This is a genomic window from Janibacter indicus (assembly GCF_900176385.1).
Taxonomy (GTDB): domain Bacteria; phylum Actinomycetota; class Actinomycetes; order Actinomycetales; family Dermatophilaceae; genus Janibacter; species Janibacter indicus.
Genome location: NZ_FWXN01000001.1, coordinates 136,576 through 151,299 on the forward strand (window position 1 = coordinate 136,576; position 14,724 = coordinate 151,299).

General features: G+C 70.6%; 20 protein-coding genes. 17 read left to right on the forward strand and 3 right to left on the reverse strand.

Annotation, left to right across the window (positions count from 1 at the left end; genetic code table 11):
• Nucleotides 1-12 precede the first annotated feature (12 nt).
• From B9B60_RS00610 to B9B60_RS17380, 5 genes are all read left to right on the forward strand, one after another.
• Nucleotides 13-654, forward strand: a complete 642-nt coding sequence (locus B9B60_RS00610; RefSeq protein ID WP_223277779.1) for an acyltransferase — start codon at nucleotides 13-15, stop codon at nucleotides 652-654.
• A gap of 1 nt (nucleotide 655) precedes the next feature.
• Nucleotides 656-994: a YqfO family protein gene (locus B9B60_RS00615; RefSeq protein ID WP_084449396.1), complete on the forward strand. Its 339-nt coding sequence runs from the start codon at nucleotides 656-658 to the stop codon at nucleotides 992-994.
• 165 nt (nucleotides 995-1,159) lie between these two features.
• Nucleotides 1,160-1,939: an electron transfer flavoprotein subunit beta/FixA family protein gene (locus B9B60_RS00620; RefSeq protein WP_084449397.1), complete on the forward strand. Its 780-nt coding sequence runs from the start codon at nucleotides 1,160-1,162 to the stop codon at nucleotides 1,937-1,939.
• 31 nt (nucleotides 1,940-1,970) lie between these two features.
• Nucleotides 1,971-2,912 (forward strand): electron transfer flavoprotein subunit alpha/FixB family protein, encoded by a 942-nt coding sequence (locus B9B60_RS00625; RefSeq protein ID WP_084449398.1) that lies wholly within the window; start codon nucleotides 1,971-1,973, stop codon nucleotides 2,910-2,912.
• Nucleotides 2,913-3,138: 226 nt separating this feature from the next.
• A complete protein-coding gene (locus B9B60_RS17380) occupies nucleotides 3,139-4,053 on the forward strand; it encodes a VldE C-terminal domain-containing protein (RefSeq protein WP_143445374.1) in 915 nt (304 codons plus the stop codon).
• 91 nt (nucleotides 4,054-4,144) lie between these two features.
• On the opposite strand, the gene B9B60_RS00640 is transcribed toward B9B60_RS17380, so the two are convergent.
• A complete protein-coding gene (locus B9B60_RS00640; protein WP_084449588.1) occupies nucleotides 4,145-4,507 on the reverse strand; it encodes an ArsR/SmtB family transcription factor in 363 nt (120 codons plus the stop codon).
• Nucleotides 4,508-4,591: 84 nt separating this feature from the next.
• Here B9B60_RS00640 and B9B60_RS00645 point away from each other — a divergent pair, with 84 nt between their 5' ends.
• From B9B60_RS00645 to B9B60_RS00685, 9 genes are all read left to right on the forward strand, one after another.
• The gene (locus tag B9B60_RS00645; protein WP_084449401.1) at nucleotides 4,592-5,059 is read left to right on the forward strand and encodes an ArsI/CadI family heavy metal resistance metalloenzyme; all 468 of its coding nucleotides are present in this window, start codon (nucleotides 4,592-4,594) and stop codon (nucleotides 5,057-5,059) included.
• A gap of 2 nt (nucleotides 5,060-5,061) precedes the next feature.
• Complete coding sequence (arsB, locus tag B9B60_RS00650) at nucleotides 5,062-6,165, forward strand: ACR3 family arsenite efflux transporter (RefSeq protein WP_084449589.1); 1,104 nt, start codon at nucleotides 5,062-5,064, stop codon at nucleotides 6,163-6,165.
• Nucleotides 6,162-6,785, forward strand: a complete 624-nt coding sequence (locus B9B60_RS00655) for an arsenate reductase ArsC (RefSeq protein ID WP_007928070.1) — start codon at nucleotides 6,162-6,164, stop codon at nucleotides 6,783-6,785. The genes arsB and B9B60_RS00655 overlap by 4 nt, the downstream gene beginning before the upstream one ends.
• Nucleotides 6,786-6,809: 24 nt before the next feature.
• Nucleotides 6,810-7,232, forward strand: coding sequence for an arsenate reductase ArsC (locus tag B9B60_RS00660; RefSeq protein WP_084449402.1), 423 nt, complete (start codon nucleotides 6,810-6,812; stop codon nucleotides 7,230-7,232).
• Complete coding sequence (locus B9B60_RS00665) at nucleotides 7,229-7,645, forward strand: arsenate-mycothiol transferase ArsC (RefSeq protein ID WP_143445375.1); 417 nt, start codon at nucleotides 7,229-7,231, stop codon at nucleotides 7,643-7,645. The genes B9B60_RS00660 and B9B60_RS00665 overlap by 4 nt, the downstream gene beginning before the upstream one ends.
• Nucleotides 7,646-7,877: 232 nt before the next feature.
• A complete protein-coding gene (gene cmtR, locus B9B60_RS00670) occupies nucleotides 7,878-8,237 on the forward strand; it encodes a Cd(II)/Pb(II)-sensing metalloregulatory transcriptional regulator CmtR (RefSeq protein WP_084449591.1) in 360 nt (119 codons plus the stop codon).
• Nucleotides 8,234-8,836 carry a cadmium resistance transporter gene (locus B9B60_RS00675; protein WP_016997609.1) on the forward strand — a complete coding sequence of 201 codons (603 nt, stop codon included), beginning with the start codon at nucleotides 8,234-8,236 and terminating at the stop codon, nucleotides 8,834-8,836. The genes cmtR and B9B60_RS00675 overlap by 4 nt, the downstream gene beginning before the upstream one ends.
• Nucleotides 8,837-9,367: 531 nt before the next feature.
• Complete coding sequence (locus tag B9B60_RS00680) at nucleotides 9,368-9,643, forward strand: ArsR/SmtB family transcription factor (protein ID WP_234993679.1); 276 nt, start codon at nucleotides 9,368-9,370, stop codon at nucleotides 9,641-9,643.
• Nucleotides 9,640-10,596, forward strand: coding sequence for a cation diffusion facilitator family transporter (locus tag B9B60_RS00685; RefSeq protein WP_084449404.1), 957 nt, complete (start codon nucleotides 9,640-9,642; stop codon nucleotides 10,594-10,596). Before B9B60_RS00680 ends, B9B60_RS00685 begins: the two co-directional genes overlap by 4 nt.
• A 93-nt stretch (nucleotides 10,597-10,689) precedes the next feature.
• Here the strand turns inward: B9B60_RS00685 and B9B60_RS00690 are convergent, their stop codons facing one another.
• Together B9B60_RS00690 and B9B60_RS17645 are read right to left on the reverse strand one after the other, a co-directional pair.
• Nucleotides 10,690-10,887: a hypothetical protein gene (locus tag B9B60_RS00690; protein WP_084449405.1), complete on the reverse strand. Its 198-nt coding sequence runs from the start codon at nucleotides 10,885-10,887 to the stop codon at nucleotides 10,690-10,692.
• Between the two features lie 38 nt (nucleotides 10,888-10,925).
• A complete protein-coding gene (locus B9B60_RS17645; RefSeq protein ID WP_255494285.1) occupies nucleotides 10,926-11,048 on the reverse strand; it encodes a hypothetical protein in 123 nt (40 codons plus the stop codon).
• A 340-nt stretch (nucleotides 11,049-11,388) separates the two neighbouring features.
• On the opposite strand from B9B60_RS17645, the gene B9B60_RS00695 reads away from it, so the two are divergent.
• The 3 genes from B9B60_RS00695 to B9B60_RS00705 are packed head-to-tail and all read left to right on the forward strand — an operon-like array spanning nucleotide 11,389 to nucleotide 14,698.
• Nucleotides 11,389-12,573 carry a cysteine desulfurase family protein gene (locus tag B9B60_RS00695; RefSeq protein WP_084449406.1) on the forward strand — a complete coding sequence of 395 codons (1,185 nt, stop codon included), beginning with the start codon at nucleotides 11,389-11,391 and terminating at the stop codon, nucleotides 12,571-12,573.
• The gene (gene mnmA, locus B9B60_RS00700) at nucleotides 12,573-13,688 is read left to right on the forward strand and encodes a tRNA 2-thiouridine(34) synthase MnmA (RefSeq protein WP_084449407.1); all 1,116 of its coding nucleotides are present in this window, start codon (nucleotides 12,573-12,575) and stop codon (nucleotides 13,686-13,688) included. The genes B9B60_RS00695 and mnmA overlap by 1 nt, the downstream gene beginning before the upstream one ends.
• Entirely contained in the window at nucleotides 13,685-14,698 is a 1,014-nt protein-coding gene (locus tag B9B60_RS00705; protein WP_084449408.1) for a uroporphyrinogen decarboxylase/cobalamine-independent methonine synthase family protein, read from the forward strand. Before mnmA ends, B9B60_RS00705 begins: the two co-directional genes overlap by 4 nt.
• Nucleotides 14,699-14,724: the final 26 nt, after the last annotated feature.

Consider the following 14,724-nt stretch of genomic DNA (forward strand, 5'->3'; position numbering starts at 1 on the left):
GGGGGCCGTCTGATGTCGGCGCAGCGCCTCACCTGGTGGCACTGGGCCCGGTGGGTCGTCGCCAACCGCGCCTGGAGCCACCACCACGTGCTCGGCTACCTGCGCATGGTGCGGGCCCGGGCCCGCACGCCCGGGCTGGTCTTCGAGGGGCCCTGCTTCATCGGTCCCGGTGTCCAGTTCCAGGTGACACCGGGCACCGGGCGGCTCGTCGTGGGCGCCTACACGCACATCGGTGGTGGCTCGGCGCTGCGGGCGCACGAGGGCACCCTGCGCATCGGCGCCAAGACGGTCATCGGGATCCGCAACACCGTCAACACCTGGCTCGACATCGAGATCGGCGAGGCCTGCCTCTTCGCCGACGACGTCTACGTGTGCGACTTCGACCACCGCACCGAGGACCTCGAGACCCCGATCAAGGACCAGGGGATCATCAAGTCCCCGGTGCGCATCGGCGACGACGTGTGGGTTGCGACCAAGTGCGTCATCACCCGCGGCACCGACATCGGCGCCCACACGGTCGTCGGGGCCGGTGCCGTCGTCCGGGGCAGCCATCCCCCCTTCGCCGTCATCGGTGGGGTGCCGGCCCGCGTCCTCAAGCACCGCCAGCCCGTGCCCGTGACCGACGACGACCTCGACCTGCCGGCGGGGTGGTGACGTGAGCACCCGCGAGCCGCTCGACGTCCTCGTGGCGCACATCCCGGCCACCCACACCGACGAGGTGCTGGCGGCGCTCTTCGCCGCCGGCGCGGGGGCGGTGGGGGAGTACCGCGAGTGCGCCTTCGTCCAGCGTGGCGAAGGGAGGTTCCGTCCCGTGGGATCGGCCAACCCGACGATCGGCGAGGTCGGTCGGTCGGAGCGGGTCGTCGAGGACCGGGTGGAGGTCGCCCTCCCGCGATCGCGAAGAGCAGTGGTGGTCGCGGCGCTTCGCGCCGCCCACCCCTACGAGGAGCCTTCCTTCCACGTGCTCGCCAATGTCGCGGACGAGACGCCCTGAGCCGGGTGTGGTGAAGGGCACCCTCACCCGCGTTGGAGGTCTGGGGTCGCGCTAGATAGCGTGAGCGGACTGGGAGCCTTCCCACAGTTCGGGCCCAACCGGCGCGACTGCTGAGAGGATCGCCCGGTACCCAGCCCCCTCACCCAGGAAGAGGACGATTCGCCGATGAACATCGTCGTCTGCGTGAAGTACGTTCCGGACGCACAGTCCGACCGCGGATTCAACGAGGACAACACGACCGACCGCGAAGGCGTGGACGGCCTGCTGTCCGAGCTCGACGAGTACGCCGTCGAGCAGGCCCTCCAGATCGTCGAGGCCGGCGAGGGCGAGGTCACCGTGCTGACCATCGGTCCCGCCGACGCCGCCGAGGCCGTCAAGAAGTCGCTCCAGATGGGTGCCGACAAGGGCGTGCACGTCTCCGACGACGCGATCGCCGGCTCGGACTCCCTTGCCACCTCGCTCGTCCTCGCCGAGGCCATCAAGAAGATCGGCACCCCCGACATCGTGCTCACCGGCATGGCCTCGACCGACGGCACCATGGGTGTCGTCCCCGCGATGCTCGCCGAGCGCCTCGGGCTGCCGCAGGTCACCTACGCCTCCGAGCTGACCGTCGACGGCGGCGTCGCCAAGATGCGTCGTGACGGCGACACCGCGAGCGAGACCGTCGAGGCCTCCCTCCCGGCGCTGATCTCGGTCACCGACCAGATCAACGAGCCGCGCTACCCCTCCTTCAAGGGCATCATGGCCGCCAAGAAGAAGCCGGTCGAGGAGTGGAGCCTCTCCGACCTCGGCGTCGACGCCGGCCAGGTCGGCCTGGCCAACGCGGCCACGGCCGTCGAGGCGACGACCAAGCGTCCGCCGCGCGAGCAGGGCACGATCGTCACCGACGAGGGTGACGGCGGCACCAAGCTCGCCGAGTTCCTGACCACCAACAAGTTCGTCTGAGCGACGACCCGGACACCAAGGAGCAACAGACATGGCTGAAGTCCTCGTCCTCGTCGACCACGCAAACGGTGAGGTGAAGAAGCCCGCCGCGGAGATGCTGACCATCGCCCGCCGCCTGGGTGAGCCCTCCGCCGTCTTCATCGGCCCCGGCGCCGAGACCGCCAAGGACCTCCTCGCGCGCTACGGCGCCGAGAAGATCTACGCCGTCTCCGACCCGGCCGCCCTCGAGCACCTCGTCGCCCCCCAGGCCGAGGTCCTCGCGCAGCTGGTGCAGGAGAAGTCCCCCGCCGCCGTGCTCATCCCGAGCAATGCCGCCGGCAAGGAGATCGGTGCCCGCCTCGCGGTCAAGACCGACTCCGGTCTGATCACCGACGCCGTCGACGTGCAGGAGGGGCCGGTCACGACCCAGTCCGTCTTCGCCGGCAGCTACACGGTCCAGGCCAAGGTCACCAAGGGCACGCCGATCATCTGCGTCAAGCCCAACTCCGCTGCGCCGGAGCAGGCCAATGGCGCGGGTGCCTTCGAGGAGCTCTCCGTGAGCATCTCCGACGACGCCAAGGCCGCCAAGGTCACCGCGTCCGAGCCGAAGAAGGCCTCCGGCCGTCCCGAGCTCACCGAGGCGGCGATCGTCGTCTCCGGTGGTCGCGGCACCGGTGGCGACTTCTCCCCGGTCGAGACCTTCGCGGACGCCCTCGGTGCCGCTGTCGGTGCCTCGCGCGCCGCGGTCGACGCCGGCTGGTACCCGCACTCCTCGCAGGTCGGCCAGACCGGCAAGCAGGTCTCGCCGCAGCTCTACGTCGCGGCGGGCATCTCGGGTGCGATCCAGCACCGCGCCGGCATGCAGACCTCCAAGACGATCGTCGCGATCAACAAGGACGAGGAGGCCCCGATCTTCGAGCTCGTCGACTTCGGAGTCGTCGGTGACCTCTTCACCGTCCTGCCCCAGGCCACGGAGGCCGTCAAGGGCAAGTGACCTCCGGTCATCCCTGACGAAGGCTTGCACTGAGGTGCGAGCGCCAGCGAGCCACGAAGGGGGGCACGCACCAACTCGGTGCGTGCCCCCTTCGTCGTGCCGAGCAGCCTTGGGGGAGAGCCTCTTCACATCCCTTTACCAAAACGTGACTTCCGGGCGAGGTTGTGGCTATGGTGGGTCGCGGCCGTGAGGCCCGTTCCCCTGTTTTCCACCCACGAGGTCTCGCGTGAGCTCCCCCCGTTACGTCGGTCGCCACGGCAGCCGACGCCCCAGCCCCCTGTCCCGCCTGGGCAGCCTGCCGTCGTCGGTCGGCTCCCACGGTGCCCGCACCGTCGCCAAGTCCGTTGCCGGCGTCGGCATCGTCCTCGGGTCCGGTGCCTTCGTCATCGCCCCGAGCCAGGCCGAGGGCAACCCCGCGCCGGTCGCCGACAGCGTGGCCACGGCCCAGACGAGCGTCGAGGACCTCTTCTCCGACCGCACCGGTGACGGCAGCGCCTCGCGCTCGTCCGCCCGGGTCGCGGCAGCGATCACCGCGCCCGACGGCAAGCAGGCCGAGGACGTCCACGACGGCGCGGGTGCCCTCGCCGTCGAGCCGGTCGTGAAGCCGAAGCCCAAGCCGAAGCCGAAGCCCAAGCCCACGCCGAAGCCCGAGGCCGTCGAGCAGACGGAGGAGGAGACCGAGGCTCCGGCGCAGCAGGAGCAGGAGCCTGCCGACGAGCAGGAGCAGACGGTCGAGGCCCCGCAGGCCGAGTCGACGACCAGCTCGACGAACAGCTCGACGGCCGCCGCCCCCGCGACCGACAACTTCGCGTCGCAGGCTGCCGCCCTGGGTCTGGGTGCCAATGCGCAGAAGGTCTACTCGGCTGTGCGCACGCAGTTCCCCGACATGAGCAACATCGGCGGCTACCGCGCCGGCGACCCGGGCGACCACGGCTCGGGCAATGCGGTCGACATCATGGTCACCGGTGCCCGCGGCGACCAGGTCGCGGCCTGGCTGCAGTCCAACGCCGGCTCGCTCAACATCAAGTACATCATCTGGCAGCAGCGCATCTGGATGCCCGGCGGCAGCTGGAAGCCGATGGAGGACCGCGGCGACCCGACGCAGAACCACTTCGACCACGTGCACGTCTCGGTCAGTTGAGACCCGCACCGGCACGCCCCGTCACGCAACCTCGTGACGGGGCGTCCGTCGTCGTGCCCGGGGTCGGTCGCTCGCTCCCGAGCCGAGTGGCTCAGACTTCGAGGACCTGGCGGGCGAGCGCGAGCCGGTCGGGGACGAGGGTGAACCATGCCCATTGTCCTCGACGTTCGCGAGCCAGCAGGCCGGCGTCGACGAGCACCTTGAGATGGTGACTCACGGTCGGCTGGGCCAGGCCGAGGGGCTCCGGTAGGTCGCAGGCGCACACCTCCTGATCGGGAGAGCAGCGCACGATGCCCAGGATCTGCAGTCGGACAGGATCGGCCACCGCCTTGAGCAGCCGGGCCACCACCTCGGCGTCCTCGCGCGAGATTGGTGCGCTCCCCTCGGTGGCGCAGCACCGCTCCACCGCCTGGCTGAGGAGGGTGCGTCCGTCGGTAGAGGGGGCGATCGACATGGCCCCATATTGACATGCGTCGATGCGCAGTGCCAAGGTTGGCATATCGACACACGTCGATATGACCCGATGGAGGAACCCCACGTGAGCCGCGTTCAGATCGCTCTCAATGTCGTCGACCTCGAGGCGTCCATCGCCTTCTACTCCACCCTCTTCGGCGTCGAGCCGCACAAGCGCCGGCCCGGCTACGCCAACTTCGCGATCACCGAGCCGCCGCTGAAGCTCGTGCTCATCGAGACCGACGAGGCGACCCGCGAGAGTGGGCCGCGGGGTGCGCTGAACCACCTCGGCGTCGAGGTCGACGGCGCCGAGCAGGTCAGCGAGGCGCGCACCCGGCTCGCGGATGGCGGGCTGGCGACCTTCGACGAGGACGACACGACGTGCTGCTATGCGCTCCAGGACAAGGTGTGGGTCCACGACCCGGCCGGCGCTCCGTGGGAGGTCTACGTCGTCAAGGACGACAACCCGGCGAATGCGCAGCCGGCCACCGCGTCCCTGCCCGTCCTCGAGCAGTCCTCGCCGTGCTGCGCCCCGCAGGGGAGCCGGGCGTGACGATGTCTGAGGTGGCCACCGAGCGCGCGCCCGCGCGCCTGGCGATGCTGGATCGTTACCTGCCCGTGTGGATCGGCATCGCCATGGTCGCCGGGCTCGTGCTCGGTCGTGGGGTGCCTGGTCTGGGGTCCGCGCTGGACGCTGTGCAGCTGCATGGCATCTCGCTGCCGATCGCCCTCGGCCTGCTCGTCATGATGTACCCGCCGCTGGCCAAGGTCAGGTACGACCGCCTTGATTCGGTCACCCGTGACCGCAGCCTGCTCGGGTCCTCCCTCGTGCTCAACTGGATTGTCGGGCCGGCGCTGATGTTCGCCCTGGCGTGGGCCTTCCTGCCCGACCTGCCGGAGTACCGGACCGGTCTGATCATCGTGGGCCTCGCCCGGTGCATCGCCATGGTGATCATCTGGAACGACCTGGCCTGCGGCGACCGTGAAGCGGCTGCCGTGCTCGTCGCGCTCAACTCGATCTTCCAGGTCATCGCCTTTGCGGGCCTCGGGTGGTTCTACCTGTCGGTGCTGCCTGGCTGGTTGGGTCTGGAGCAAAGCGCGCTGGACGTCTCGTTCGGCCAGATCGCCGTGTCGGTCCTGATCTTCCTCGGGGTCCCCCTGCTCGCCGGGTACCTCTCCCGGCGCATCGGCGAGCGGCGCTGGGGCCGGCAGGCATACGAGGGCACCTTCCTGCCGAAGATCGGCCCGTGGGCGCTCTACGGCCTGCTCTTCACCATCGTCGTCCTCTTCGCCCTGCAGGGCGACGCCATCACCTCGCGCCCACTGGACGTCGCCCGCATCGCGGTGCCCCTCCTGGCCTACTTCGCCCTGATGTGGGGCGCCGGATACCTCACCGGTCGCGTACTCGGGATGACCTACGAACGCACCACCACGCTCGCCTTCACCGCGGCGGGCAACAACTTCGAGCTGGCCATCGCCGTCGCCATCGCGACCTTCGGCGTCACCTCCGGCCAGGCCCTCGCAGGCGTCGTCGGACCTCTCATCGAGGTGCCGGTCCTCGTCGGCCTCGTCTACGTCAGCCTCGGCCTGCGTCGACGATTCCCCCACCCTTCGTCAGCCGTGGCACCATCTCGCATCCCAGCAGAGGACCGCACGTGAGTACCGCACCCCACACGCCCGACACGTACGACCGACTCATCGACGACCTGACCTACGCCTACGACGGGGTCTTCTCACCCGAGACCATCGCCACAGTCGTGCACGAGGCCCGCGCCCTGCTCGAGCCGCGCGCCACGATCACGCAGTACCTGCCGATCTTCGTCGCGAAGCAGGCACGCGAGCAGCTCATGACCGTGGCCCAGGCTGAAGGGAGAGTCGCCAAGCAAGTCCCCGAGATCCTCTTCGTCTGCGTGCACAACGCCGGGCGGTCCCAGATGGCGGCCGCCCTGACCGAGCACCTGTCTGCCCGCAAGGTCCATGTGCGCTCGGCCGGGTCCGAACCCGTGGACACGGTCAACCCCACCGTCCTCGACGCCCTGGCTGAGCGTGGCATCCCGCTCAGCGCGCCATACCCGAAGCCATTGACCCACAGCGCCGTCCAGGCAGCAGACGTCATCGTCACCATGGGCTGCGGCGACGCCTGCCCGGTCTTTCCCGGCAAGCGCTACGAGGACTGGGACGTCGCCGACCCCGACGGCCAACCACTCGACGTCGTGCGGGACATCCGGGATGACATCCAACAGCGGGTGACCCGCCTCCTTCGTGACGTCCTCGCCTGACCTCTCCCACCCTCTGGAGCCCACATGACCGACCAACTCTCAGTCCTCTACGTCTGCGTACACAACGCCGGCCGCTCCCAGATGGCCGCCGCCTACACGCGCACTCTCTCTGGCGGCGCTGTCGAGGTGCGTTCGGCCGGATCGGCACCCGCCGACACGATCAACCCTGCCGTCCGAGAAGCGATGCTCGAGGAGGGCATCGACCTGTCTGCGGAGACGCCCAAGATCCTCACGACCGAAGCCGTCGAGGCCTCCGACGTCGTCATCACGATGGGCTGCGGTGACACCTGCCCGATCTTCCCCGGCAAGCGCTACGAGGACTGGACGCTCGATGACCCAGCCGGGCAGGGCGTCGAAGCGGTGCGCCCGATCCGCGACAACATCCGAGCGCGAGTCGGCGAACTCCTCGACTCCCTCGGCATCGAGCAAGTTGAGGCCAGCTCGTGAGCGCGCGCCCATCCGTGCTCTTCGTATGCGTCAAGAACGGCGGCAAGTCCCAGATGGCTGCCGCCCTCATGCGCCAGCGCCACGGCGAAGCCGTCGACGTGTACTCCGCCGGCACCCGCCCCGGCGGAATGCTCAACGCAGCGTCCGTCGCCTCGCTCGAAGAGGTCGGGGCCAGCGTCACTGGTGAGCACCCCAAGCCCATCGACCCTGCCCTGCTCGACACCGTCGACCGCGTCATCATCCTCGGCGAAGAGGCACACATCGACCATCCGGGCAATGCCCAGATCGACCGGTGGATCACCGATGAACCCTCCACTCGAGGCGTCGAGGGCCACGAGCGCATGGCACTGATCCGCGACGACATCACTTCCCGGGTCGATGCCCTGGCAACGGACCTGAGCCAAGAGGCTTGAGGTACCCAATTTGCTAGCCATTCGCGACCTACTCGCGCTCTTCGAATACGAAATGTTGCCAGTGTGCCGCCCGCGGTCATCGCGAGCATTCTGGGGATTCTCCCCAACACGGCTCAACTGTGGGCGGAGCAGGCCGGAGCGAACTGGCTGACTTATGGTCCGACCAGGGAGTCGCCCTAGCTAGGCTGACGCCTGCGACCGAGTGTTCAGTGCGCGCTGTATAGTTCAGTGCATGCTGATTATTGCTTCGCGTCTCGACGTGATGAACCGCCTGGGTCGTGCACTGGCCGACCCCACTCGATCCCGGATCATCTTGACCCTGCTCGACCATCCCGCTTACCCGGCGGAACTGGCCCGAGATCTGGACCTGACACGCCCGAACGTGTCCAACCACCTGGCATGCCTGCGCGATTGCGGGATCGTCGTCTCCGAGCCCGAGGGTCGTCGGACACGATATGAGATCGCCGATTCGCACCTGGCGCAGGCGCTGACGGCACTGGTCGATGCCACCCTGGCAGTGGACGAAGACGCCCCGTGCATCGATCCCGCCTGCTCGCTTCCCGGATGCGACGCAGCTGGGGAGGGCGCATGATCCTCACCTCGGTCTTGCAGGCGATGGGCCTGTTCGCAGCGACCAACATCGACGACATCATCGTGCTCTCCCTCTTCTTCGCGCGAGGGGCAGGCCAGCGCGGCACTACCGCCCGCATTCTGGCCGGCCAGTACCTCGGGTTCGCCGGCATCCTCGGTGCCGCGGTCCTGGTGACCATCGGCGCCGGAGCATTCCTGCCCTCGGCAGCCATCCCGTACTTCGGTCTCATTCCTCTGGGCCTCGGCCTCTGGGCCGCATGGCAGGCCTGGCGCGGAGACGATGACGACGATGATGACGAGGCCAAGGTTGCCGGCAAGAAGGTCGGCGTGTGGACAGTCGCAGGCGTCACCCTTGCCAACGGCGGCGACAACATCGGCGTCTACACCCCTGTCTTCCTCAGCGTGGAACCTCTCGCAGTAGTCGCCTACTGCATCGTCTTCCTCGCGCTCGTCGCGGTCCTGGTGGCCCTGGCGAAGTTCGTCGCCACCCGCCCCCCGATCGCCGAAGTGCTCGAACGCTGGGAGCACATCCTCTTCCCCATCGTTCTCATCGGCCTCGGCATCGTGATCCTCGTCAGCGGCGGAGCCTTCGGACTCTGACGTAGCGGCAGCGATCCAAACGGCCCCGACCGGGCGCACCCCTCTCGGTTCAGACCGCGACACCTACCTGCAGCCAGGGAGAGTCGCTCGATCATGAGCGGGGAAAGGCGTCTCATTGACCACCGAGCAACGATGTACCGCACCATCGACCGGAGCGAAGAAGATGAGGTGTCGACAATGAGGGAGGGTCTCGGTGACTGCGGCGGGTCCAGCGACGGCCTCGAGTGGTCGGCCGTGTGGCGGCTGGCATGACCTACTTCGGCCTCGCGGTCACTGGACTCGTGGGGAGCGGAACTGGCAGGGCTTAACGGCCTCGGATGCTCGCGAGCACGAGCTATTCGTGCAGTTCGAATATGTGACGTCGCCAGTAGGCCGACACGTCCCGACGGCCCGTCACGCTCGCGCGTGGCGGGCCGTCGGCGTCTGGTGGTCGACTCGTGCGGCATGGCCGCGAGGATGCAGCACGACGTGACCACCTGATGACCCTCGGGGCGGATGATCGCTTTCTGGGTATAACATCGTCATATGGCGATGAATGAGCTAACGCTGGTCTTCCACGCGCTGTCCGAGCCGACCCGGCTGGCGCTGCTCGAGCACCTGCGCAGCGGCGAGCACCGGGTGCGCGACCTCGTCGACCACATGGGGCTGGCGCAGTCCACGGTGAGCGTGCACCTGGCCTGCCTGCGCGATGCAGGTCTCGTGCAGGTCCGGGCCGAAGGGAGGGCCAGCTGGTTCTCCTTTCGTCATCCGGAGGGTCTGCGCGAGCTGCTGCGCTGCGCCGAGGCGCTGGCGGAGGAGGCGGCGTGAGCGGCGGGCACTCCCACACGCACGCGCCGGCCGCCGGCGGTGCCGGCAGTGCCGATCGCGGGCTGCGCAACCGCCTGGCCATCGCCTTCGTGATCACGGCGCTCGTCGTCGTGGCCCAGGCGGTGGGGGCGCTCGTCACCGGCAGCCTCGCCCTGCTCACCGACACCGCGCACGCTCTCGCCGACTCGGCCGGGCTGCTCGTCGCCCTCGTCGCCGCGGCGATGATGCTGCGGCCCCCGAGCAGCCGACGCACCTGGGGCTTCGCGCGGATCGAGGTCATCGCGGCGCTCGGCCAGGCCTGCCTGCTCATCGTCGTCGGGCTCTACGCCGCGATCGAGGGGGTGCGCCGCCTCGTCGAGCCGACCGAGGTGCCGGGGCCGCAGCTGCTCGTCTTCGGCGTGCTCGGGCTGCTCGCCAACCTCGTCGCCATGGCTGTCCTCGCCTCCGGGCGCGGAGCCAACCTCAACATGCGCGCGGCCTTCCTCGAAGTCGTGGTCGACGCGCTCGGCTCGCTCGGGGTCATCGTCGCGGCGATCGTCATCACGACGACCGGGTTCAGCCGGGCCGACACCATCACCGGGCTCTTCATCGCCGCGCTCATCGTCCCGCGGGCGGTCGGCCTGTTGCGGGAGGCGACCCGGGTACTCATGGAGTTCGCCCCGCGAGAGGTCGACCTCGACGTCGTGCGCGCCCACGTCCTCGAGCTCGACCACGTGCGCGCGGTGCACGACCTGCACGCCTCGATGATCGGCACCGGTCTGCCGGTCATCTCCGCGCACGTCGTCATCGATGACGGGTGCTTCGAGTCGGGGCACGCGCCGCGGATCCTCGAGGAGATCCGGCAGTGCCTGCGCGAGCACTTCCCCGTCTCCTTCGACCACGCGACGATCCAGCTCGAGACCGTGGGCCTGCGCGAGCGGACCTGTGACTCGATGGAGCACCAGGCGCACTGACGCTGGGATCCCCGGCCCGGCGGCGTTGGTGTCACTTGGTCCCCCTTCTCCGGGCAACCGGGTGACAGCAAGGCCGCCAGGTGTCCGAGTGACTCAGGCCGGTGGGGTGACCTCGACCTCGCGCCGGTCGCGGACGGCGACGACGAGTGCGACGAGCATGACCACGCCGATGAGGCCGAAGCCGGTGCTCAGGGCGGCGGGCCGGCTGCCGGTGGCGCCGACGACGGCGAAGGTCGCCGACGTGATGACGGCGATGCCGACCGAGGTGCCGATGCGCTGCCGGGTCTGCATGAACCCGCCCGAGCTTCCGGCGTAGGCATTCCGCGACGTCAGTCCGGGCGCAGGCCGCGCAGGTAGACCTCGACGAGCCAGCCGCCGACATCGGGCACGAGGGCGTGGGCGGCCGCCGGCAGGGGGCGGGTGGTGACGGCCAGGCCCATCTGGAACTGCACGGCGGTGACGTCCTCGCGGACCAGGCCGGCCCCCTTCGCCCCCGCTCTCCGGTCTGGCCAACGGGCCCGACTGGCTGCCCGGTGTCTGGGGTGAGGTTGGTCAGCTGCTGCCCATCGGCGCCGCCGGCTCTCTCGTGCGCTCGGTCGCCTACTTCGACGGCGGCGGCGCGACGTCGCACCTCGTCGTCCCGCGGGGTGTGTGCAACTGGTAGCCCTGGGCGCCGGCGACGCTCCTCAGCGAGCGCCGGCGCCCAGGACTACCGGTTCAACACACAACCATCGGTCGGCACAGTGACGACGGGGCGACCCGACCCGACCGTCGGCTCGTAGACTTCATCCGATGACCACCTACCTCGACCACGCGGCGACCACGCCGATGACTCCCGCTGCCCGGGAGGCGATGGTCGAGCAGCTCGCGCTCACCGGCAACGCCTCCAGCCTCCACGGCCCCGGCCGCGACGCGCGCCGGGTCGTCGAGGAGTCGCGCGAGCGCATCGCCGCCGCCCTCGGTGCGCGACCGAGCGAGATCGTCTTCACCTCCGGCGGGACCGAGGCCGACAACCTCGCCATCACCGGCTCGCTCCGTGCGGCACGGGCGGCGGACCCCCTTCGTCATCGGGTCGTCGTGAGCGGTGTCGAGCACCACGCGGTCCTCGACGTCGTCGACCACGCGGTCGAGCACGAGGGCGCGCAGGCGACCTTCGTGGCGCCGGGGGAGTGCGGCACCGTCCAGCCCGATGCCGTGCGTGCCGCGATCGAGGAGGACCCCGCGAGCGTCGGGCTCGTCTCCGTCATGTGGGCCAACAACGAGGTCGGCACCGTCCAGGACGTCACCACGATGGCGGCCATCGCCCACGAGCACGGGCTGGCCTTCCACAGCGACGCGGTCCAGGCCGCTGGCCACCTTCCCGTCGACTTCGCCGCGAGCGGCATCGACCTGATGAGCGTCAGCGCGCACAAGTTCGGCGGGCCGCTCGGCATCGGGGCGCTCGTCGCCAAGCGCGACGCCCGGCTCGTCGCCCTGAGCCACGGCGGCGGGCAGGAGCGCGGCGTGCGCTCGGGCACCCTCGACGTGCCGGCCATCCGGGGCTTCGCGGTCGCCCTCACCGAGGCCGTCGAGCAGCGCGAGGCCGAGGCCGCCCGCGTCGGCGCCCTGCGCGACCGCTTCCTCGCCGGCACCCAGGCGCTCGACCTCGGCATCCGGGTCACCGGCTGCTGGGAGCCCGGCGACGTGACGACCCGCCTGCCGGGCAATGCGCACATCACCATCCCGGGCTGCGAGGGCGACTCCATGCTCTACCTGCTCGACGCCGCCGGCGTCGCGGTCTCGACCGGCTCGGCCTGCCAGGCCGGCATCCCGCAGCCCTCGCACGTCGTCCTCGCGATGGGGCGCTCCGAGGAGGAGGCGCGCGGCTCCCTGCGCGTGTCCTTCGGCTGGACCTCCACCGAGGCCGACGTCGACGCCGTGCTCGCCGCCCTGCCCGAGGCCATCGCCCGCGCGCGACGGGCCAGCGGGGCCGCCTGATGCGCGTCGTCGCCGCGATGAGCGGAGGCGTCGACTCAGCGGTCGCCGCCTCCCGGATGATCGAGGCCGGCCACGACGTCGTCGGGGTCCACCTCGCCCTGGCCAAGAACGCCAAGACCCTGCGCGAGGGCGCCCGCGGCTGCTGCACCATCGAGGACGCCGGTGACGCGCGCCGGGTCGCCGATCGGCTCGGCATCCCCTTCTACGTCTGGGACATGGCCACCCCCTTCGCCCGGGACGTCGTCGACGACTTCGTGGCGGAGTACGAGGCCGGCCGCACGCCCAACCCCTGCCTGCGCTGCAACGAGAAGATCAAGTTCGCCGCGCTCCTCGACAAGGCGCTGGCGCTGGGCTTCGACGCCGTCGCGACGGGGCACTACGCACAGATCGTCGACGGGCCCCACGGCCGCGAGCTGCACCGCGCCGTCGACTCCGCCAAGGACCAGTCCTACGTCCTCGGGGTGCTCGACGAGGAGCAGCTGGCGCGCGCCTTCTTCCCCCTCGGCGACACGACGAAGCCGCAGATCCGCGAGGAGGCCGCCGCGCGCGGCTTCGCCGTGGCCAAGAAGCCCGACAGCCACGACATCTGCTTCATCTCCGACGGCGACACCCGCGGCTGGCTGACCCAGCGGCTCGGCGAGCAGCCGGGCGAGATCGTCGACGAGGGCTCCGGCGAGGTCGTCGGCGAGCACCGCGGTGCCTACGGGTTCACCGTCGGCCAGCGCCGCGGGCTGGGCCTGGACCGGTCCGACCTCGACGGGCAGCCGCGCTACGTCACGCGGGTCGAGGCGGCGTCCAACCGGGTCTTCATCGGCACCTCGGACCTGCTCGGCACCGACGAGATCGAGGCCGACCACGTGCGCTGGTGCGGCCCGGCGGCCTCCGGGCGGCACCGGCTCGGTGCGCAGATCCGGGCCCACGGCGAGGAGATCCCCGCCACTGCAGAGGTCGTGCCCGACGCTGCTGCCGAAGGGGGTCTGCGTCTCGTGGTCCGTCTCGACGAGGCCGTGCGCGGCGCCGCCCCCGGCCAGTCGATCGTCCTCTACGACGGCACCCGCGTCGTCGGCTCGGGCACCATCGCCCGCGCCGGGCGCGCCGCGAGGAGGAGCGCGTGACCCGGGCGTCCGGTGTCGGGTCGTGGCCCGGCACGCGATCGCGCGAGGCGGTCGTCGCCGTCCGCGACCTGCTCGGCGACGGCATCCCGCACCTGCCCGAGCTGCCCGCGCGGGGCGTCGGCGCCGACATGGTCGGCCGGGCCGCGGCGCTGCTCGAGGGTCTGCACGTCGAGACCCAGCCCTACGGGTGGCGATTCGCCGGTCGTCCGGGCCATGACGAAGGGAGGGCCCGCGCCCTCCTGCGCGAGGACCTCGACGAGCTCGCCGAGGCCTACGACGGCTGGTCCGGCCCGCTCAAGGTCCAGGTGACCGGGCCGTGGACGCTCGGCGCGACCATCGAGCTGCCGCGCGGTGAGCGGGCGGTCGCCGACGACGGTGCGCGGCGCGACCTCGTCGGGTCGCTCGCCGAGGGGCTGCGTGCGCACATCGCCGACGTCGAGCGCCTCGTGCCCGGTGCCGAGATCATCGTGCAGGTCGACGAGCCGGGGCTGCCGGCGGTGCTCGAGGGGCGGCTGCCGACCGCCTCGGGCTACGGCACGCTGCGCGCGGTCGACCGCTCGGAGGTCCGTGACGGGCTGCGCGAGGTGCTCGCCGCAGCAGGGGAGCGGACGACGCTCGTGCACTGCTGCGCCGGCGACGTGCCGGTGCAGCTGGTGCGGGAGAGCGGTGCTCGTGGCATCTCGCTCGACACCTCGCTGCTCGACGGCGCCCGCTGGGAGCAGATCGCCGAGGCCGTCGAGGCGGGCGTGATCCTGTGGGCGGGCGCCGTGCCGACGACCGGCGGCGACTGGCGCACGGCACGGCAGCGGCTCGTCGGAGCCTGGCAGCGGATCGGCCTGCCGGTCTCCGCGCTCGCGGACGTCGTCGTCACACCGGCGTGCGGACTGGCGGGGGCTCGCCCCTTCGAGGCTCGTTCCTCGCGCCTCAGGACACCGCCTTCGTCCGCCGTGGCAGCGGTGCGGACCACGACGGATCTTGCCTTGGCACTCACCGACCTCGCCGCCGGCTGAGCCACCCGCCCCGGCGGGAAAACCGC